The sequence below is a fragment of the Nostoc sp. genome, from assembly GCF_036917535.1.
Lineage (GTDB): Bacteria > Cyanobacteriota > Cyanobacteriia > Cyanobacteriales > Nostocaceae > Nostoc.
The window spans coordinates 32,715-54,415 of sequence record NZ_JBALDA010000067.1 but is presented as its reverse complement, the minus strand read 5'-3'; the positions used below and the strand labels follow the sequence as shown (position 1 = coordinate 54,415).

Sequence of the window (21,701 nt, the reverse complement as noted above, 5' to 3'; positions counted from 1 at the left end):
AAATCATCATATTCGTTAATTAGTTTATTTAATTTGAGTATTTTTACTATACATTAAAAACTAATTTGCATATAACTTAAATTAAAGTAACTATTTACCGATCGTTTTACTTAGTAAACTGTAATGTATGTTTAAAATTCTGGTTATTGATGATGACCCAACAGTGCGAGCAGTACTGAAAAGCACACTCCAAAGGCAGGGTTATGAGACTACTGTAGCTAGCAATGGCGAAGAAGGAATTATACAAGCACAACTGCTACATCCTGCCCTGATTATCTGTGACTGGATGATGTCCCAGGTAGATGGGCTAGAAGTGTGTCGTCAAATTAGAACAGATCCACAGTTAGCAACTACTTTTTTTATTCTATTGACGGCTAAGGGAGCAGCTCGAGGAGAGGAGGAAGATAGAGTTAAAGGACTTGATGCTGGAGCAGATGAGTTTATCTCCAAACCGATAGAGATGAATGAATTGAAAGCACGGGTAAGAGCAGGACTAAGGTTACATCAGCTAAATCAGGATTTACAAAGTCAAAAGCAAGCTTTGGAGACACTCAATCAAGATTTGCAAACCCAAAAGCAAATTTTGGAAACCGAATTGTCTGAGGCAGCTGCTTATGTGCGATCGCTTTTACCCTCACCGCTTGTCGGAGCAGTAACTACAGAAAATCTGTTTATTCCTTCAGCACAACTAGGAGGTGATTGCTTCGATCATCATTGGATTGACGAGGATCATTTAGCAATTTATTTGTTGGATGTATCAGGTCATGGGGTAGGTTCAGCCCTCCTATCGGTATCTGTGTTGAATGTTTTGCGATCGCAATCTCTACCAAACACTAACTTTTGTCAACCAAGTGAAGTCCTAAAAGCTCTCAATCATGCTTTCCAAATGAGTAAGCACGGTGATAAATACTTCACAATCTGGTATGGAGTTTATCACCGCCTTAAACGTCAACTCATCTATGCCAACGCTGGACATCCACCAGCTTTACTATTATCTAATACCTCCACAAACAACATCGAAGTTAAACAGCTAACTTCCTTAGATTTACCAATTGGTTTTTTACCTGAAGTTCAATTTGAAGATGCAGTTTTTGAAGTGGAAAAAAATAGCACTTTATACATCTTTAGTGATGGTGCTTATGAAATTAATCAGTCAGATGGCAAAATTTGGGGAATCGATGCTTTCATTGACTTACTAACCAAATATAGTCAGAAAGATACCTGTAACCTAACTCAACTTTTAGCCAAAATTCTCACTTTAAATACTCAAAAAAATCTTGAGGATGACTTGTCTTTAGTAAAAGTTAATTTTGGTTAGGATAATCAAATCTGCATATTTTGTTTGGGATTTTCTCACAGGTTACTGTATTGCCAAAACTTGGCGATTGAATTCATCTTGGTCAGCAAAGGTTTGGAAAATTCTATCCATTTTAGTCAGTTCAAATAACATCCTAACTTGATCGCTTATCGAACAAACAAACAGTTTGGCATTAGCAGCTCGTACCATTTGCATTGCTGATACTAAAGCACCTAAACCAGAGCTATCAATAAACTTTACTTCTTTCATATCGATCAACAAAATCTCGACTCCGTTTGTCAGAATACTGCTAACTTCACGACGTAGTTCATTACCTCTAATCCCATCTAAAATTCCAGATAATTCAAGTACTTTTACATTCAAAGTCATGGTTATATTGCCCTATTATTTTGCTTGAAAACGATGTAGTTATATTTTGGCATTGACTTCATACAAACCGCAATAGATAAAGTTTGTAATTAGCTTTGTTTTAATACTTGCTGATTACTATTATTTGCGATCGCCGTAAAAAAGCTAGCATCAACCCATTGCCGAGAAATTTCAAAAGCTTCAAAATAGCCATCTTTTTGACCTAACTCTCGTGCCCAAAAGCGAGACAGAACAAGTATGGCATCAAGTTGCATAAATGCTTTATTTAATTCTGATTCATAACAACCGATAGCTGCAACTTTTTCTTCAATTACAGAGGTGATATCCACAAAAAAGTTGGGTTCAAAACCGCGCAAAAAAACAGGTGGTGCTGAATACCATAAAGGTATATTTTTGCGGGTAGCAACATTAGAAACTGCGATCGCACACACTTCATGATCTCTATGTCCATATTTTTCAGGTTGTGGTGCGTGAGTAATAATCAGATCCGGTTGCCAACGTTTAAGAGCTTCTTCAGTAACTTTAATCACTGCTTGTGTGGAGAAATTGCACTCCTCAAGTGCATGAAACTCGTAAGTTGCACCGATGATTTTACCTGCTGCATCTGCTTCTTGATGACGTGTACCCTTAACAGGCGAACTAGAAAGACCGCCATCAGTCAAAATTAAGCAACGAACATTCCATCCTGCTTGAGACATCAGACTGAGAGTACCAGCAGCAGGTAGAACTTCATCATCAGCATGAGCATAGATTGTTAAGACAGTTCGCTGACCAAGGTTGTTTGAGTCTGAATAAGTGTTCATAGCTGTTTTCTTTCTAGACTGGATTTATAAGTCAGTAGTTATTCTCCTTATTGCCTCTGCCACTTCTGTTACTTTCCTTTTAAATCTCTTTTGGGGGCTGCCAAACAGATGCGCGGATGATCGCCCACAAAAGTAATAAATTATAGATAGCCCATGCACCATTGAGCAGGTGAACTTCAGGATTATTTAAATGACCAATTGCGAATTGATAAAGGCTCCATAACATTCCTAAGATGGTAAGGATGAAGACAACCAACTGTGGCCAAACAAGCCGGAGATAAATTCCAGATTGGCGTTGCTTAGGTGTTACTTGGAAATTGAGTTTTTGTCCTGTGAACACACTCCATACAGCTTGGATTAATAAGGGAAATAAAGCGATCGCATATTGTTCCGAGCGCCATACTTCTCTAGCTGGAATGCCCCAAGTAGCTGCAAGGAAAGTCAGACGGTTAATAATAAAAGCTGGGAAAAAGTGTACGGCAAAGTCAGGGCCGTAGGTTTTGACTGGAACAATGTCCGTAAAAAAATAAATAATTGGACAAGAAATAAAAACCAGAGTCGCAAAACCAGAGAAATAACTATACATCGTCTTGAAATATTGCAACCTTTGCCAAAAGGTTAGCCCTGGTTTTATCAATGGATTTTCTCTTACTAGCACTTGGATAGTTCCTTGTGCCCAGCGTAGCCGCTGTTTGAGAGTAGAACTTAGATCGTCTGGTGCTAAACCTTCTGCTAAAAGTTCATTGTGATAAATAGATTTCCAACCAGCACTATGCAGACGCATTGCTGTATTCATATCTTCCGTAATGCTATTACTGGATACCCCACCAACTAAATCAAATTCGTCTAAACGTTTTTCATCTTTGGCAAATTCATCAGCAAAATTTTGCAGTCCTACACTAACTAATGCTTCACGTCTAAGGATCGCATTTGTGCCCGTATAAAAGGCAGCATTCATACCATCTTTACCTTGTTGAAGCGGCCCATAAAATAAATTTGCTCGATGTCCAAAAGGATCGCCTGGAGGAATATTATAAAAATCCTGACGGGTCTGTACAAAAGCAATTTGATTCTGGTCGTATTTTCCTGTTGAAAGATTATAGGTGTAGAAATAAGGCAGAACTCGCTTGAGAAAATTTCGTTTGGGAATGTGGTCAGCATCTAGAGTAACAATAAAATTTCCTGAAGTTTCTCCAGAAAAAATTGCATAATTGATATTGCCTGCTTTGGCATGATGTGCTATACCAGGCGTCTTCGGACGAGCAATGTAACGAAAACGAGCAAGTTCAACTAGTTCTAGTTCTTTTTTGTGAATAGCTTCTTTTAAAGCTTTCCGTTCGGTAATTAGACGATCGCTAATACTTTGATGAGTCGGAGGTAGCCAAAGAATCAGCGATCGCAAACTTTGCACAAATTCAGCCGCAGGCTGGTTCACCACTAGTTCTGATGATGTTTGCAGCCATTGTTCCGCAGCTTGAGTATTAGGTGTGAGATTTTCCAGTTGCTTCAAACGCTCCAACAAGCCAGAATGTTCTGCATCAATCCGTTCCGCTTCTAGGTGTAATTGTGGTGACTGCAAATCTTCAATACACAATCTTTCTGTCATCGCTCGCATATCAGCCGAGTTACCATCATCCAGTACATAAACGCGTAACTTGACAGGCGGATAATCCATTGCTAGGGCGGCTTTGGCAGTTTCTTCAACAATTTCCGGCGGTTCATTGTAGCAGGTTACAAATACATCCACTGTTGGCCAGTCGGCTTTAGGTATGGGTGGGGTCATCTGGTCGAGAGACTTAATTTGTCTGACTAAAGGTCGCCACAACCCAATTACAAACATTACGCCGCCGAAATAGCTGTAAATCTCGGCTATCAGCAAAGGAATAGAGAGCCACAGTGCATCAAAATTGATCGAATGGGTAATGCGCCATTGCAAATACCAAATCCCAAAAATTAAATTGATTTCTGCCAGGTAGCGAAATAATAGTGTTCTTTTTTTGAGTAATGAGCGACTGTTACCAGAAAAGTTTGAGGAACGATCGCTAATAGAAACTGAAGTCATTTTAGTACCAGCAATTAATGTAAAAGGATAGCGTAATGGTGAAAAATGCTAAATTAGGAGTTAGAAGTTGTTAAAAATTTTCTTTATTTCTGCTGCCTCACCTGGCTCTTGGCTTCAAGCACCAGTGGATGTCTGCCTCTAGCTTGGTAAAGCAAACTTTCTAAAACGATCGCATTCGTATTAACGTCAACTGAAGCATTAACACCTAGTTGAGAATTTTCATATCGTCCTGAAAGATAGCCGTGATTTTTATCGGATAAATTTTGAACAAAGTCTCGCAGCCTTTTCGTATAAGGGTCATCTGGCATGAGCGCAAACCAAGAAAATGCTGCTTTTGTACTAACAAACCGCAATTGGGGATAAGCTTTTCCGCTGACGTTAACGGCTTGCCAAGATTGACCATTGGCATAGACGCTGTAATACAGAAAGTAAGGGGGACGATCCAACGAATCTTCATTTATAGCAGTTAAAATTCCAGTGCGCTTAAACCGTTGTTGTTGCACTTTGAACAGATTTTGCACTTGAGGCTTGACAGTATCATTCCAACCCATTTCTAAACCCCAAAGTAAATAAGGATCATTTGTTAGATAATTAGTAGCTCCAGAGTTTTTTAAATTCCGTTGATCGACTTGCAGAGTAATACCATCCACTTGAATCACCTTGACTGGTGGATTAGAGAGAGCATTAGTGGCTTGAATATTCCATAGCATTAAACTGTGAGCAGCATATTGCTCGTAGCCTAATCGCCCTTCCTGCACTTCCAGAAGTTGACCGACTCTAGGAATAGCACCGTTTAACCAACCATTTTTGACAAGTTTCGATAGATTCCAGCGAGCAACGATGTGATTTATGCGATCGCTATATTCTGGATAATGCGATCGCATAACATGCAATCCTAATAAAAATCGGGCCATATCTAGAACTGACCAACCACTTGTACCCTTGGGATCAGGGGTGTCATTGAGATGGCGCATTTCGGCAGTATGGGTACTATAAGCTTTGTTGGGTAAACCAGTTGGCGGTAGCGGCAGTTTTTCCAACGTCTGTAGCAATGTGTTCATCCGATTTTGGAAAACATCTTGCGGCAATAATCCTAATTGGTAAGCCGCATGAATTCCTAATAAGGCGCTACCCTGATCCCACCAAGTTGTCCACGGCAAGTTGTCTCCCGAATTTACTAAACCTGTTTGGGGATTCCAGTTACGCTCAAAATATTTCCAAGCTCGCTTGGCAGCAATTTGATCCGCTTCTTGGGTCAATCGTGGTAAAGAAGTTGTTGGTGAAGGAGTAACAGGTTTATCTGGTGTAGCTGTTGGTTTTAGTGGTATCAGTTTTGGTTTTAACGGTAGTGGCGTAACTGTGGGAACATTAGGTTCTGGAACGGTTTGTGGCAATGGTGTTTCGACATCAGGGCTAAAGTTATCAGGGGCAGCAATGATCATAGATGGGATAGGAGAGCATTGCCACGTCGCAGTACTCGGACAAAGCAGTGGTTGTTGATTTGTCGTTGCGTACAAAACTGATTGCAAAATCATACTTTTAATGACGCTTGTTGCCATTTATATCTTGTTTGCCAACTCAGCAGGAGATAAATAGCCGAAAGCCGGATTATTTACCGCGTCTTTATAACCAGCAGATTTGCCACTATTATTGTTAATTGCCCAATCACATTCCTTATCAATATTGAAATAAAGGATGGCTTTTACACCCATCCCAGGTAGCTGAGTGTAGGAGTCTCTTAACCATTGGTCTTTGGCAGTGTTGGGTAAACCATTTTGTGTATTACTCGTACTAGCTGTTTGAGCGATAAAAATCGGCTTACTGCCAGCCATAACTTTCATCCGCTTGATATATGGTTCAAAAACTTCTTTTGGGCTACTCCAGTGTTTCCAAGAAGAATTACTACAAAACCCCCAGTTGTAAGAACTAAAGGCAACAATATCTACCGACGTGTCCCCAGGATAGTAGTTTTCAAAGCGATGTTCATTGTTTTCACTCCAACCATTAGGTGCAAATACCCAACGTATTACTTGTGAAGATACACCAGCCTCTTTAAATATCTTTTGGATACGTTGATAAGCTAATTTGAAGTTCTGCGGGTCTTTGCTGTATGCTTCTCCAGGAATATTCATCTCTTGCAATGGTGCGATGAACGCCATACGACCCTCTCCTTTATTTGCCCAATCAGCATAGGCTTTTGCCACTTTTTGTAGAGAGCTATCTACGTCTCCCTTAGCAATCTGCGCTGCCGAACGAGTAGATTTGAGATTAATAAAAGCTGTATATCCGTTGTGCTTCAGTTGTTCTAGGGACACTGGGATGTTGTAAGCAGGATTTGAGTCCTCAATATCTAAGAACAATCCAGCAATAGTATGGCGCTTACCAACCCATTGATCGACTTGACGTAATTGGCTGTCAATTGTACTTTGATTTCCTAGATAATCTGCGGCATACAGTCCCAGTAGTACAGGAGTATTGGAAGGTATTTGGTTGCGAATTTGGTTTAATTTCCGGTTTTCGAGTTGCCTTGAGGCATCAGTAACCGCCATGAGATTTTTATTCGCAAAGATGCTTCCTAGTAAAGTTAGCATCATCAGCGCCAGTCGTACCTTGTCCATAGATTTGAACGAATAAACAGGGATTTTGAATCCAGATGTCTGTTGCTCGTGAAAGCTACTGCATCATGTACAAGTATTCCCAAATACAACTGATTAATAACAAACACAACTTGGTAATTACATAAAGTCAGCGTGAAAGCCCACCCCTTCAGGGATGAGCTGAAAGTATAGCCATAGTCACATAGGTTAGGACAGTGTTAATTATTCAAAGCCCTAAATTGACTGGGTTTTTACTCAGCACTCAAACTTAGCACTTGCTATAAATTGCGTTTCAACTTATTCTGTGACTTTTGTACCAGTTACTAGTACAACACGGCGTAAATAAACATACCATTCAACATGACGCGAAAGCCGAGAATACATTACTTTTGACTTTTGACTTTTGACTTTTGACTTCCGCGCAGCGATACTAGTGGAGCTTTTTCACTATCTGAAACCCAGTAACTTCCAGAACTATCAGAAATTAACTTGGTTTGTTGTTTAGCAATGTTGGGTAAACCTCGCCCAGAATTTTCTTTACTAACTTCTTGCCACCAAGGAGATTTCATGTTATTGGTGGGACGAATTAAAGGTTGTTGATTCATCACCTTGTATAGCAAGGATTGTAAAATCATACTGTTGGTGCTATTGGTAAAACCAACTGCTGTTTTACCCGTAGTTTCATAAAAGCCCTCATAAAATCCGGCTAATGGATTGTATAAGTCAGTCGTTCCTTGTAGTAACTCTTGACTATACTTATTTTCTGGAAGCAGAGCATGATAGGCAAAAGCAACTGCTGTACTCACTAATCGTCCCTTTGGTACAATTTGCCCATTATCTGCTAAAGCTACCCAAGGCTCACCTTTTCCAGTAATTGTACTGTGGACAGTGTAAGGTTTACGATCAATCAAGGTGGTGGCTGAAGCTGTAAGAGTGCCAGTGTGACGGTAACGTTCAGCTTGTGCTTGAAAAATTGGTTCAAAGAGCGATCGCATTTGTGGATCTAATCCAAACTCCAATGCATAGAGTACAAAAGGATTGCTAACTGTGTATTTGTTAACTTTGGAATTAGTATCTGTGCGATGGCGTTGAATTGGGACTTTCAATCCCTCCACTGAGGTAGTTTGATATTCACCCCCAACCGCAGAATGATCGAGATTAAACCCCCATAATTGAAAAGCACGAGCAGCATATTCCTCATAACCCAAGCGAGTTTCGGGGTTAACGCGGGTGAGATATCGCCCATCTTGCTCTTTAGTAACGGTGGCACTAGAAAGAATACCTTCGCGCACTACACGCAAGTATGACCAATCCAGCACAATTTTATCTACGGCAGCCGTATATTCAGGATGACAGCTTTTTAAGTTGTACAGCGCCGCCAGCATTCTACCCAAATCTAAAGCTGACCAACCGTTTCCTTCTGCAACTGGATTTCCACCATAATCGACTGGTTGGAGAGTTCTAGTATCATAACCCCGACTTGGCAATTCCCCCCCAAATAACGGTAACTTTGTCAAAGCTCCTAAGAGATGACGGGTGCGCTGGTCAAATTCTTTGGAGGTAATTGTATCAAGCGATCGCGCTGCGTGGAGTGCAGCAAGATAATCTCCTAATCCCCAGAGGGTTGCACCTTTGAAATCACTGCGATCGTCTATCAGTCCACTCTTGGAGTGATAATTTGCTTGAAAGTATCGCCAAGCCGCCTCTGCATAGCGCCGTTCAACAGGCGTCAGTGGTCGATCTAGTTTCAAATTAGATGATGGCTGGGGACTATCCACTGCTGGAATAGGTGCAACAGTTACTTCTGTAGGTTTAGAAGTATCCGCAGGGGTTGCGATCGCAGTCGTAACAGTAGAATTCGCTTGATTTGCGGGTGTTGCTGGAGAAGCATTTTCACTCGGCTTGTCAGTAGAATTCGGTTGATTTGCAGGTGTTGCTGGAGAAGCATTTTCACTCGGCTTGCCAGTAGACACACTTGCAGAAGTGGAAGCAATTAACGGGTGATTTCCCCTAGCTTTGTAGTATAAAATCTCTAAAATTAACCCATTAGTATTACCCGTCAAAGCTTTGTTAGGTTGTTTTGATTCTTCATAGATTCCAGCATAGTAACCACTATCATCAGGACTGTGGAGATCCTTGACTGCATCAAAAACTTTTTGGGCATAAGCATTGTCGGGAAACAGATAGTGCCAGCCAAAAGCAGCTTTTGTACTGATGCTGCGAAACTGTGGATAAGGTTGATTGGCATCGGTAATAGTTGCCCAATTTGCACCGTTGGCGTAGACGGTGTTATAGAGAAAATAAGGTGCTTGGTCGATATTATCTTCTGTTACCGCAGTTAACTGACCTGTGGTATCAAAACGCCGTTTTTGCACATCTAAAACCCTGGCAGCAAAATCAGCTAATTCTCCTTGTAAGCCAAATTCAATTCCATCAAGGATGTAAGACTCACTCACAACGTAATTATTAGCGTTGGTACTTTGAAAGTCACGACTATCAACAGGAATTTGCACACCATTAATTTCAACTAGCTTAAACGGTTCTAAAGCAATAGCTTTAGGTGCTGAAAAACCCCAAAGTTGATAACCTCTAGCGCCGTATTCTTCGTAGCCGAGTCGTCCTTCTTGCACTAGTAAGGTTTTCTTGTCAGGGAGAACAGTAGCGCCAAAAAGTTGTCCATCTTTGAGCGATCGCGCCACCTGCCATTTTGCGACAATTCCTTTGAGCCACTCATTATATTGAGGATGACAGGTACGGATGACATCAAACGCAGCCAGTATTCGCCCAATATCCAAAGCAGACCAACCAATACCTTGTTCTAGTGGATTGTTGCCATAATCAACCATCTTTGCCGTAGCTGCGTTATAGACTTTATTGGGCAAAGCATCTTCAAATAACTTCAAGCTGTTGAGAGTCGTCAAAAACTTATTGAGGCGGGAATCAAAATCTGCTTGATCGGTAAGATTCAACCATCGTGCAGCATTCAATGCCATCAGGTAGTTACCCATATCCCAGAGTGTACCTGAAGGATAACCCCCAGTAGAATTGGTAAATCCCGTTGCTGGCTGATAATTTTTGACAAAATACTGCCAAGCCGCACGAGCATAAGTTTGTTCTTCAGATGTGAGTGGGGTTGTAATATTGCTACAGCTATTGGAATTTTGAGATAAGACTGGTGTTGGGATGTAAAACAATAATTGCAGAAATGTTCCAATTAGGAACAATGCAATCCATCTCAACAGCTTTTGTTGAGGGAGTTTGTATATCATAATTTCAAGAAGGAGGTAAGAGCGTCATAGCCCGTCTGTACAGTTATAATTCATAAATTGAGCTTTATCAGGTCTATTCTTTTTGTAATATCGTTATCGATTCAGTCGAGTAGCGTCAGAGAACAACATCAAATCGCTTAATCATGATAGATTTTTTATTAGTCAAGCCGACTACGAACACCTCAACCATCACGGCTCAGAATATAGGTTTTCTCAGTACTGTACGAATAATGTTTCAGGTAAATTACATTCTGAACCTGTTTCATCAACTTATTTGAGCGTTTTTCCGTAGTTTGATATCCAGATAAAGTCTGTATAGTGTCTTAATACGGGATGATATTCGGAAAAATTCTGGATATCAGGGTGAATTATACGGAAATTTTTTATATTGTTTACTTATACGGGGTCTGTATACGGAAAAAGTTTATATTTTGCCCAAAAAGAGATGTTATGAAGAAAGTTTCTATATATTTATGACAAATTGGGTAAATACGCAGATAAATTCTGGTATATAGTTGATAACTATAGTAAAACTATATATTATTTTAATTATGAATTATACATTCCAGTTACTGTAATAGTCAGCAATTATGTATGCAGAAGGCATTAGTATAATAACTAGTTAGACTGCTTCAATTCTTGGCAGAGGTAATTGTTTCAAAGTTATCTAACAATTGGGTATTAAGTAGTTTATATTTAGCTTTACGACCGACAAAAGCTTTGCTATTCAAACAGGTTAAGTAGACTGCTGATCGTAATATATGCAATAGTTAAAACATTACTTTGTCAAGCTAACAATAAACATAATCATTCTTTAATATTTCCTATGAAAACTTTATATATTGCAGCAGATGGTGACGATGTAGGTCGAAAAATTGAGTTTTTTATTGTTATGGAGCAAATGGATCCGTTATCAGATTTTTTCAATGATTTTCAAGCAGCTATGATTTGGTTTACAGAGAAGTTATTAAAGGAGTTTAATGCAAAAATAATATTTAGCGGGGGAGATAGTTTACTAGCAAGCCTCATAGTAAGTGAACTTTTAATTGATGAGCTAGAAAAGTTAAGAATTGAGTTCTCTAATCTATCACATACAACAATATCATTTGGTATCGGCGACAGCCCGCGTCAAGCATATTTTGCGCTTAAATTAGCTAAAGCTAGTGGAAAAAATCGGATTGAAATCTTTCAGGAGTGTGCTAGGTGACAAAAGAATTACTCCTTTTCATCCAAAGTGATAATCCAGGACTCTATGTCAATATTATAACTCATTGTATTCAAGTTGAAGGCGTTCGTAACATACATTTTGCAGTCAACTCAGGGGCAGTAGGAAAGCTTTCAGAAGCAAGAGATAAGATCAAAAAAATTAAAAACAAATTTGAAGAACTTTCCATTAATTATCCTAACATATATAAGCTTGGCTACGAAACAATGCCTTCCTCTAGTCAATTAGAAGAACGAATCATAAGAGTTTTATTTACAAATCCAGAATTTTCAACTAAAGATTTGAACAAAAAATTTCACGATATGGATGAACTTATTGTGGATATTTCTGGCTGTAACAAAAAAGTTTCTAGTGATGTTATCTCGTCTTATATCTTGAATGGGATTAGGCATATTTGCTGCTTTGAGCTTGATGATAGAGTCTATTCACAAGAATGGAAAACGCAAGGTCTAAGCAGAGATTATCATGATATATGTAGGGATATTGTTTGCTATGAATACATTGACTTTTCTAAATCAGGAACAACTATAAAAAGCTTTAATACTATGCGTTCTCAAGGGAGGCTTATAAAGCTTCTTTTGGTAATTTCTATTGTTCTTGGAGTGATGGTTTTTGTATTAATTCAGCAGCAACAAAACGTCCTTGCTCAATATGCAGCGATCGCACTCGCATTGGTAACAGGACTAGGGCTTATCAACGATATTTTTGGGGTTGCAGATCGTCTAAAATAAAGCATAAAGCCGTGCAGTAACTTGGCTGTAACAGCTTGCGACAAGGTTTGGAAAATACTGTGGGGATTTGCAAAACCAGGATCGACTTCTTCAACAACAGTATCAAGTTTGGTAAAAATATCAACTGCGGCTTTAACTAAGACAGCTATTTCTAGCTCGACATCGGCGTAGCCAAAGTTGGGACTGTAAGCAATCCGCAGTTCCACAACACCTTTATCTAAATCAAACTGTAGTCCTGTTTGTCATCGGATAAAGCTGGCTATTGTAAGCATTAATCCGCTTTAGGGCAGCTTTGGTTGCTTCTATTGGTGACAATTAGCGATCGCGATCTAACGACAAAAGCTTAGAAGCCGAGAAATCAGCAATCTCTGACATATTCAGGATTTATTGAAGGAGGTAGAATTAGCTTATCCATTCTTCGGTAAGCACCATCGATAAGTTGCTAATCCTGTAGAAAATCAAGATAGCGAAAATGGAAGCTGGAGCGATCGCAGCTAATATATTCAAAAATATTTTTTAAACTAAACGGTTTAGTATAAAATAGTTATTAATAAATTTTTGATTTAATAATGACTAATAATTTCTTGAGAAGTTACGATAAAATCACAATCGAATTTTAGTTGAGACATTTCCTTATCAGGCAAGTAAAAGCATCAAACAGCAATGCCTCTTCCGTGGAATTTTAGGAATTCATAGTAAATCTCACTTAGTAAATCCCATGCCAAATCGTCATTATCCTCCCGCCTACTTACGCTATCTCAAAGCCAGGTTATGGAATCTAGGGCGACCTGGTTTTTGGGGAACTGCGATTTTTTTATCTGTAGTTGGGCTAGCAACCTGGGAATACTGGTCAAACCCAGATATTTTCGTTTATAAGCAAAAAAAACCTGTCGTTATAGAAAAATCTGCTGATTCCTCCCTGTCAGAAGAAAACAAAGCTATTGCAGCAGATATTGATAACCTGCCAGTTTTATTTAATGACTTTGACCAAGCAACTCCCTCATCAACAGCAAATGGGTCTGAGCAAAAGACTGAGGCGAACAAGAGCAAAGACTCATTAGATGATGTAAGTAACAAACAAAAGTCTGCTAATAATACCAAATTAGATCCTAGTTTAGACATTAACGGCGACACCTCCCCAGCCTTTAAAAATCCTTTTGTTGTCCAAACAGACAATTTATTGCGTACTGGAACGGTTAATAGTAGTAACCAGTTTCTAGGTCTTAAAACCTTTAATGCAGCGTCTGAACCAATAGGAGGAAACCAAACATCCTCTAGCCTGGGTATTGGATTGCCTAATCAAACCAACAATAATCAAAATTCTCTTTCTATCAGCCCTCTGCAAACAGGGCTTAACCAATCGACAAACCAGAAATTGTCTAGTTTCAATGGTACTACTGGAACTCAGACAAATGCTTCGGGTCAAGTCTCCGCTCCAGGAACAACACTAACGCCACCCATCAATAGCTTAACCAGTCAGAATTCTCTACCAAGTACTGGGTTAACTACTGGGACAGGCAACGCGTCAACGGATACGAACTTACCACAAAATTCCTACAATAATTTAAATAATGGTCAAGTAGTGCCTAATAATGGGTTAACTACGGGTACGAATTTACCGCAAAATGCCTACAACAATTTAAATAACGGTCAAGTAGTTCCTAATAATGGGTTAACTACAGGTACGAACTTACCGCAAAATGCCTACAACAATTTAAATAATGGTCAAGTAGTGCCTAATGTAGTACCAAGTAATATTGTACCTTACTCTAGCCAAAGTCAAAGTGTTGTCACACCCACAAACCCTGTAGGGTATGGGAATTATGGCTTGCAGCAACCAATGCAACCACCACAATCTAATTATGGAAATTATGGCTTGCAGCAACCAACCCAACCATCACAATCTAATTATGGGAATTATGGCTTGCAGCAGCCGACCCAACTACCACAAACTAATTATGGGAATAATGTCTTGCAGCAACCAACGCAATCTAATTCCTTATATCTTCTTCGTCAACTTCGAGACAAGTATAGAAATCCAGGTCAAAACTAATTTTGAGTACGTTGGCTTGATAAAATCTAGTTAAGGTGATTGTGGGCTATTTGGAATTATCGGAACTTCTGGTGTTTCGGGTTGTTGCTGTTGTCGTTGCAAATATTTACTCAATACATAAGCCATATCCCCACGAGTTACGGGTTTTAATGGAGAAATATTGCCTTGAGCATCTGTATTCAGAAATCCCTCACTAGCTACTGTAGCGATCGCTTTTCTAGCCCAAGTTGGGATAGATTTTTCATCTGGATGTGAAGCCAGAATCTCATTTACAGCGCTATCGGGAAATTGAAATACACCATAAGCCTGGGCGAAAATAGCCAGAGCTTCTGCCCTTGTCACCTTTTGGTTAGGGAAGAATTCATTGCCCCGATAGCCTTTCATAATGTCAGTTTTTAAGACTGTTTGTATATCATTAAATGCCCAATAAGAACGAGGAACATCTGGAATAGTTAAATTTTCTTTGGTAACAGCTTCTCTTTTATCTAGGCGAAATGCTTTTACCATAATCGAGGCTAATTCTGCCCGACTCACTAACCTTTCGGGATAAAATTTGCCATCGGGAAAGTTTGTCATCCATTTGACAGCAGTTACCTGTTGAATGGAATCAGCTGGGATTCCAGAAGTAGATTCTGGTACTTGAGCAATTGCTGGCAAGCTTTGTAGTAGTGCCATTAAAGATAGAGAAATTGAAAGCTGACGCATCATGATAAGCACTTTTAACTGCTAAGGTGAATTTAAAAAACTACGTTACTGGTTAACGTAAAATTTGGTGTTCCTAATAACCTGTAACTCAGCTAGTGACGAATTTAGGCTGGGCAATGTTGCTTTAGCTACGTAGGGTGTGGCTATAAATTTTAAAAATTAGGACTGTGTTCAGTATCCCAGCACTTCCCATGATTCCAGATTCTACCAGTGTGTTCGCATTCTGATTTATCGTCAATCCAAGGAATTGAAGTAGGGTAATAGGAGCTAGATGTGGGAGTAAGTGAAGACAATGCAAAAGAAAATATAGTGTAGCTACAAGTAGATAGAATGATTAGAAATCCTATGAGGAACAAGATATTGGCAGGAGTCCAAAAAGGATATAAACCTTTTTCAGAGCGTAAACGCACTTGAGAGCGACGCTCTGAACCTGCTAACAACACCAGATAAAACCTTAATCCGGGAATTGGTACTGAAACTCTTATGTCTAAAGAATGACGTGTCCTAGCACGAGAGGCCAAACCCTTTTTTATCGATTCTAATTGCTCTACCGTGAAGCTATTTGCTATTTCCGGGTCAATCTCAGCGAAAAGTTGCTTAAAAGTAGGAACGATGTACTGGGGATTGTTCATTAAATTCGTATATTAATATACATTACTTCTACATCAGTCATCTCCTTTATTCCGGACACTAAGATATTTTTTATTTTGGAAGTCCCTAATCAAGGAAGTAGAAATTAGCAAAAACTTGTTTTTTCCCTTTGATGTTTTGGCGTTATCTGCCCACTACTATGGACTATAGTCAGTTTTTCAGGAGTTTTGGGAATGACAACAGCAGCAGATCCCGCAAAGTTGATGAAGCAAGAAGTTGGCAAAGCCGCCGCCGCCCTAGTCAATTCGGGTTCCATTGTCGGGTTGGGTACGGGGTCAACTACAGCATATACGATTCAGTTTTTGGGCGATCGCCTCAAGTCTGGTGAACTCAAAGATATCATTGGTATACCTACCTCATTTCAGTCAGAAGTGCTGGCAAAGCAGTATGGTGTCCCTCTCGCCACCTTGGATGCTATTGATCGCATCGATATTGCCATTGATGGGGCTGATGAAGTCGATCCGCAGAAGAATTTGATTAAAGGCGGTGGTGCAGCACATACCCGCGAAAAAGTTGTAGACTACCTAGCAGAACAGTTCATCGTCGTGGTAGACAGTGGCAAATTAGTAGACCGCTTAGGTTCTAGTTTTGCTGTACCCGTGGAAGTGATTCCAATGGCAATTACTCCTGTAACTAATGCCATCAAAAAACTCAGTGGTAAACCAGAACTCCGCATGGGTGTAAAAAAAGCTGGTCCAGTAATCACAGACCAAGGGAACTTTGTCTTAGATGTCAGATTTGACTCTATTGAAGATCCAGCCGGACTAGAAAAAACATTGAATAACATTCCCGGCGTTCTGGAAAATGGTATCTTCGTTAACTGTGTCGATTTAGTTTTGATTGGTGAAGTTAAAGATGGTCAGCCATTAGTGCGGCAACTGTAAAAATTTTAGATTTTGGATTTTAGATGTTTCTAAAATCCAAAATTTAGCAATAGATATCTCCAGAAATTAATTATGCGCTATTCAAAATCCTTATAGAGACTTAGTTAGCAGTGCTATAGCTATTATTTCACTCCAAGCTAGAACTGAGTACTAGACGATAACGTTAGTACCGACTACCAGATTTGTAGCCGTGAAATTATTCAAAGTCGCCAAGGTCTGATTGTAGTAATCATTAACTTGTGTAGAAGTACCCGATTGCACAAACGTTAGGTAGCCATCACCAATGGGATTACTGCCACTGTAGCCGTCACCTTTAAGCACATCAGTAAGGACTAACTTATCCTCGCTCTGATTAAAGTCAGTAATCGTATGATTAGTGCTAGAGACTTGGTAGATGAACTGGTCACTACCGCTACCGCCACTCAGGGTATCCTTATAATCACCAGCAAATAGAATATCATTACCAGCACCGCCACTGAGGTTATTGCTACCTTGACCGCCAATTAGTATGTCATCACCAGCACCACCAATGAGAGTGTCGTTACCTGTACCACCGCGTAGCAGGTCGTTGCCACTCTTGCCATTGATGTAGTCATCACCCTCTTGACCATTTATAACATCATCTGAGTTTTCAAAGCCATTGACATTGTTATTTAGGTCATTGAGAAAGGTGACTGTGTTTTTGTTGAAGATGGTGTTTTGAGTAGAGTTGGCATTGAAGACATCAAAGCTGTCACGAATGCTGCTTTGCCCATCAAACAAGATATTGCCTAGCGTTGATAGGTTGTCTAAGTTCTCCAGAGGAAAGTTTTGCAGGATAACTTTGTCATCAGCTACGCCTTCAAAAGTGATTTCCAGATTGCTGGCATTCTGGGTGAGTAACAGATTTCGGGCTGTCAATCCAGCACCTTGGAATTTCAGGGTATCCAATTGACTAGCGATGGCTGCCGAGGGATTTGAGCCTTTACCTAACCCACCAAAATCGGTGATTGTATCAACACCGTCACCTAAGTTGTAAACAAATCTATCCTTGCCACCGCCACCAGTTAGGATATCGTTGCCTTGATTACCTGTGATGGTATCATTTCCAGCTTGAGCATTAATTATATCACTGTAGTTTTTGCCCACTAGATTATCAGCGCCATTGGTTCCATTCAGCCCATTGAACTCTAAGGCACCAATATCAACTTTACCCTCAGATATTCTGTCAAATCCAGCGCCACGTTGGTCAGTGGTGATTCCTGCTGGAATTAAAGCATTCTTGCCTGCGTTAATTGCAGGACTATTCTCAAGTAAGGCGTGAGTTAAGGTTGCACCGCCGTTATTTTGCAGCGGACTGAGTTTGGGATCAATGGGGTTGGCGCTGGTGCCGACGAGGGTGCTGGTAGTAAAGCCAGTACTACCAGTGCTATTGCCAATCAAGTTACTGCCGAGGTCGGTGAAGTTGCCGAAAACGTCGCCCTGTAAGCCGAAGTTGCCTGCAATGATAGTGTTGCCAACAATGACAGTGCCATCAGAGTCATTGAAAACGCTTCTACCTTCGCCACCATAAGCATCAGAAAAGCCATTACCATCAAAATTCTGATATGATTGGATGTAATTCTTAGTAATAGTGCTGTTGGTGAGGGTAAGGGTGCCTTTGTTAGAGATGGCGTTGCCCTCTTTGAACGCTTTATTGCTAGAGACAGTACTGTTGGTAAGATTGAAGGTGCCTTGGTTAAAAATGCCGCCGCCGTAGGTTGCACTACTGTTAGAGACCGTGCTTCCTGTTATGCTGAGGTTGCCTGTGTTAAAGATGCCACCACCGTAGCTATCTACTAAATAACTGCCAGGTCCTCCTCGTTCATAATCTAATACGCTGGGCAGGTAATTACCAGAGACTGTGCTTCTTGTTAGGCTGAGACTGCCTTTGTTGAAGATGCCGCCACCATAGTAGCCACTTGAGGAATTACTAGAGACAGTGCTTCCAGTTAGGCTAAGATTGCCAGTGTTAAATATGCCGCCTCCTAGTGATAACCCAATATTATCAGAGACAGTAGTGTTAGTCAGGCTAAGGCTACCTCTGCTAAAGATACCGCCTACCGACCCCTTATTATCAGATACAGTGCTGTTGGTCAAGCTGAGGCTGGCATTGCTATTGAGCAGAATACTACCAAAGGCATCACTAGCATTAGCAATTTTCAAGTCATTAATGCTGGTATCTGTTCCTGTACCTGATATCTCGAACACGCCAGAGGCATTATTCCCGCTGATGGTGAGGTTAGATACCCCAGTTCCCAAAATAGTTAGATCATCGGTAATCGTCAATTTCCCAGAGGTGAGGGTGATGATATCTGGGGTGGCATCGGTGAACACGTCCGCAAATGTAATGGTATCTGCCCCAGCATTAGCATTGGCATTGAGAATAGCCTGCCGCAACGATCCTGCTCCTGAATCGTTAGTATTAGTCACTACTGTGTCAGTATTAACAGGTGGTGGGCTAGTGGACTGGACTTCATAAGCACCAATATCCACTCTATCGCCGGATATTCGGTTAAATCCAGCGCCCCTTTGGTCAGTAGTAATACTACCAGGAACTAGAGAATTATTGCCTGCGTTAATAGCGGGACTATCAGCAAGTAAAGCATCAGTAAAGGTTGTACCACCGTTATTTTGTAGAGGGCTGAGTTTGGGGTTGATGGGGCTGGTGCTAGTTCCTACTAAGGTACTGGTAGTGAAACTAGTACTACCAGTGTTATTACCAATCAGATTATTGCCTGAGTCGTTGAAGCTTCCAGCCACGTCGGGGTAGATATTTGCGGAGGTGGACTTATCGAAGTTGCCTGCTATGATAGTGTTGCCAACAGTGATAGCTCCACCATCGTTAAAAACACCACCACCGTCTCCAGTCCCATCGCCGTTTGAGTCAGCTGTATTATTGGTAATCGTGGTGTTGATAAGAGAGAGGGTGTCGTTATTATAGATGCCGCCGCCGTCAGAGGTAGCCTTATTACCAGATACAGTACTGTTAATCAAGATTGCTGAACTTGAGGCATCAAAATATATATCAGAGAGGTGTAAGTTAGAAATGCCCCCTCCTCTATTGCCAGAGACACTGCTATTGGTAAGCCTAAGAAAGCTGCCTACGTTAGAGATGCCTTCTGCTGTATTGTTAGAGATGCTGCTATTGGTGAGGCTAAGGGAACCAGAAGAAGTTAAATTATAACCGCCACTAGCCTCATTAGATATGCCGCTTTGCGTATTGCTAGAGACACTGCTATTAGTTAGACTGACTGTACCACCAAAGTTGGAAATACCGTTATATGTATTGCCAGAGACACTGGTTCCCGTTAGGTTGAGGAAGGCAATGTCAAGATTATTAGTGATCCCGTTTCCTGTATTGCCAGAGACACTACTTCCCGTTAGGTTGAGGATGCCAGAGTTATAGATGCCCTCTCCCGTATTGCGGGAGACAGTGCTGTTAGTGAGCCTGAGAATGGTATTGTTATCGACTAAAACACCGCTGCCATTGTAATAATTGGGATTGATATTACCATTAGCAACGGTCAGACCATCAATGACGACATCTGTTCCTATGCCCGATGTCTCAAACACTCTGGAGGCATTATTGCCACTCACAGTCAGCTGAGATGCCCCAGTCCCCAAGATAGTCAGATCATCGGTAATCGTTAGTTGTCCAGAGGTAAGGGTGATAACATCTGGGGTAGTATCAGTGAATACACCCCCAAAGGTAATAGTATCATTCCCAGGAGTAGCATTTGCTAAGTTAATTGCCTCCCGGAGTGTGGTGATGCCGTTGTTGGCATTCCCATCATCCGTATCTCCGATATTATTCACCGTAAAAGTTGCTAGTACTCCTGGGTAAGCTTCTCGCGTTATTTGTGCAAACGCAAGATTTACTTCCATATCAGCAGTGCGAACTTCTAACTCCCAGTTACCGCCTAATGCTGCATTGCCAATCCGTTGACGAGAAGCGGCAATATTCGCTCCTGTGAGTTGGTGCAGTTTTTCTACAAATTCTGCCCCTGCATCACCCAAAGCCACATTGCAACCATAGATGAGTAAGTTACTGGGGTTATCGCTTTTGCCACAGGTTGAAAATATCTTCTGCCATTGTTGGAGTTGCTGGCTGTATTCATTGAGGGTATCAAGTCCTAAATGTGTGTTGCCCAATTGCAAGTAACCTGGGGCACCGTGGCACACAATATGAATATCAGTCAAAATTGAGCGATGTCTAACGACCAGTCGTTGCGCGTCTACCCAACTTGCCAGAATTTTTGTAATTTGTTCAATACCGTTCTGTGTCGAGTCAAGTACGAACACTTGGCTATTGGGAAGCATACCATTGACTAAATCGCCATAGTCTTCAACCGCCATATCGATGAAGACTAGACTATGGGTATATGAGGTAAAAGTTGCGTGATTTTCTGGGAAGTTTGAGGTATGTAGCGTTGCCATTTTGTTACTTTCAGCTAAGGTAATGAGGGAAACTCAAACCGACTTAAGCCTTGTAATTACGGGGTTTTCACACAACTACCGAGAGCTAAAAAAACTGTATGTTTACTAATTATTTTCCCTTTCGTTGCTATCATCTAGCAATCTAGCACTTTTGTAAAGCAGTAAAAGTATGTAATTTTACTAGGTTATCCAACTCACATCTAGCTTGGTTATCAAAAATCAGTTTTTATACTGGTTTATCCTAAAAACCTAGATTTTTTGCCCACAAAAGCGGTTTCTCAAGTTTTTTTAAGGTCGTGCCAGATATTCAATTGATGAATTTGGGTTTTAAATAGCTTTTCTAAAAATGACTTTTATAAAATCTAAAAAATAGCCTTAGCCCGTCTTCCGCTTTAAGCTTGCCGCACTCCCGCGCTATCATCTGAGAAAGATAAAACTGTTGCGATCGCAGGGAGGTCTTTCTCACTTCAGAAATTTCAACAACTAAATCATCCCGTAAAATAGACAGGCAAGAACCCTGCCCGATAAAAATATGGGAAAATTTTGGGGAAATCCCTCAAAACTCAGGACTCGCTA

At 40.6% G+C, this 21,701-nt stretch carries 15 protein-coding genes; 5 read left to right on the top strand and 10 right to left on the bottom strand.

What is annotated here, in order from left to right; translation table 11 throughout:
* Nucleotides 1-127: 127 nt before the first annotated feature.
* Nucleotides 128-1,318 (top strand): PP2C family protein-serine/threonine phosphatase, encoded by a 1,191-nt coding sequence (locus tag V7K56_RS22030; protein WP_334913578.1) that lies wholly within the window; start codon nt 128-130, stop codon nt 1,316-1,318.
* 42 nt (nt 1,319-1,360) lie between these two features.
* Here V7K56_RS22030 and V7K56_RS22025 read toward each other — a convergent pair whose 3' ends face one another.
* The 6 genes from V7K56_RS22025 to V7K56_RS22000 all read right to left on the bottom strand — a co-directional run bounded on the left by V7K56_RS22025 (nt 1,361) and on the right by V7K56_RS22000 (nt 10,418).
* Nucleotides 1,361-1,687, bottom strand: coding sequence for an STAS domain-containing protein (locus tag V7K56_RS22025; RefSeq protein WP_334913576.1), 327 nt, complete (start codon nt 1,685-1,687; stop codon nt 1,361-1,363).
* An 89-nt stretch (nt 1,688-1,776) separates the two neighbouring features.
* Nucleotides 1,777-2,490, bottom strand: coding sequence for a PIG-L deacetylase family protein (locus V7K56_RS22020; protein WP_334913574.1), 714 nt, complete (start codon nt 2,488-2,490; stop codon nt 1,777-1,779).
* A gap of 79 nt (nt 2,491-2,569) precedes the next feature.
* On the bottom strand, nt 2,570-4,552 hold the full coding sequence (locus V7K56_RS22015; protein ID WP_334913572.1) for a glycosyltransferase: 1,983 nt from the start codon (nt 4,550-4,552) through the stop codon (nt 2,570-2,572).
* Nucleotides 4,553-4,635: 83 nt separating this feature from the next.
* Nucleotides 4,636-6,111, bottom strand: coding sequence for a DUF3131 domain-containing protein (locus tag V7K56_RS22010; protein WP_334913570.1), 1,476 nt, complete (start codon nt 6,109-6,111; stop codon nt 4,636-4,638).
* Entirely contained in the window at nt 6,112-7,170 is a 1,059-nt protein-coding gene (locus V7K56_RS22005; RefSeq protein ID WP_334913568.1) for a hypothetical protein, read from the bottom strand.
* Nucleotides 7,171-7,532: 362 nt separating this feature from the next.
* Nucleotides 7,533-10,418, bottom strand: a complete 2,886-nt coding sequence (locus tag V7K56_RS22000) for a DUF3131 domain-containing protein (RefSeq protein ID WP_334913566.1) — start codon at nt 10,416-10,418, stop codon at nt 7,533-7,535.
* An 826-nt stretch (nt 10,419-11,244) separates the two neighbouring features.
* On the opposite strand from V7K56_RS22000, the gene V7K56_RS21995 reads away from it, so the two are divergent.
* Both V7K56_RS21995 and V7K56_RS21990 read left to right on the top strand, forming a co-directional pair.
* Nucleotides 11,245-11,625 carry a mCpol domain-containing protein gene (locus V7K56_RS21995; RefSeq protein WP_334913564.1) on the top strand — a complete coding sequence of 127 codons (381 nt, stop codon included), beginning with the start codon at nt 11,245-11,247 and terminating at the stop codon, nt 11,623-11,625.
* Nucleotides 11,622-12,374 carry a hypothetical protein gene (locus V7K56_RS21990; protein WP_334913562.1) on the top strand — a complete coding sequence of 251 codons (753 nt, stop codon included), beginning with the start codon at nt 11,622-11,624 and terminating at the stop codon, nt 12,372-12,374. Before V7K56_RS21995 ends, V7K56_RS21990 begins: the two co-directional genes overlap by 4 nt.
* On the opposite strand, the gene V7K56_RS21985 is transcribed toward V7K56_RS21990, so the two are convergent.
* On the bottom strand, nt 12,290-12,580 hold the full coding sequence (locus V7K56_RS21985; RefSeq protein ID WP_334913560.1) for a hypothetical protein: 291 nt from the start codon (nt 12,578-12,580) through the stop codon (nt 12,290-12,292). The two genes, V7K56_RS21990 and V7K56_RS21985, sit on opposite strands and share 85 nt — an antisense overlap.
* 512 nt (nt 12,581-13,092) lie before the next feature.
* Between V7K56_RS21985 and V7K56_RS21980 the strand changes: the two genes are divergently transcribed.
* Entirely contained in the window at nt 13,093-14,427 is a 1,335-nt protein-coding gene (locus tag V7K56_RS21980; protein ID WP_334913558.1) for a hypothetical protein, read from the top strand.
* A gap of 30 nt (nt 14,428-14,457) precedes the next feature.
* On the opposite strand, the gene V7K56_RS21975 is transcribed toward V7K56_RS21980, so the two are convergent.
* Together V7K56_RS21975 and V7K56_RS21970 are read right to left on the bottom strand one after the other, a co-directional pair.
* On the bottom strand, nt 14,458-15,132 hold the full coding sequence (locus V7K56_RS21975; RefSeq protein WP_334913660.1) for an S-layer homology domain-containing protein: 675 nt from the start codon (nt 15,130-15,132) through the stop codon (nt 14,458-14,460).
* Nucleotides 15,133-15,284: 152 nt separating this feature from the next.
* Nucleotides 15,285-15,764 carry a hypothetical protein gene (locus V7K56_RS21970; RefSeq protein WP_334913556.1) on the bottom strand — a complete coding sequence of 160 codons (480 nt, stop codon included), beginning with the start codon at nt 15,762-15,764 and terminating at the stop codon, nt 15,285-15,287.
* Nucleotides 15,765-15,956: 192 nt separating this feature from the next.
* On the opposite strand from V7K56_RS21970, the gene rpiA reads away from it, so the two are divergent.
* Entirely contained in the window at nt 15,957-16,667 is a 711-nt protein-coding gene (gene rpiA, locus V7K56_RS21965; RefSeq protein ID WP_334913554.1) for a ribose-5-phosphate isomerase RpiA, read from the top strand.
* Nucleotides 16,668-16,817: 150 nt separating this feature from the next.
* Here the strand turns inward: rpiA and V7K56_RS21960 are convergent, their stop codons facing one another.
* Nucleotides 16,818-21,125: a DUF4347 domain-containing protein gene (locus V7K56_RS21960; RefSeq protein WP_334913552.1), complete on the bottom strand. Its 4,308-nt coding sequence runs from the start codon at nt 21,123-21,125 to the stop codon at nt 16,818-16,820.
* Between the last annotated feature and the right edge of the window lie 576 nt (nt 21,126-21,701).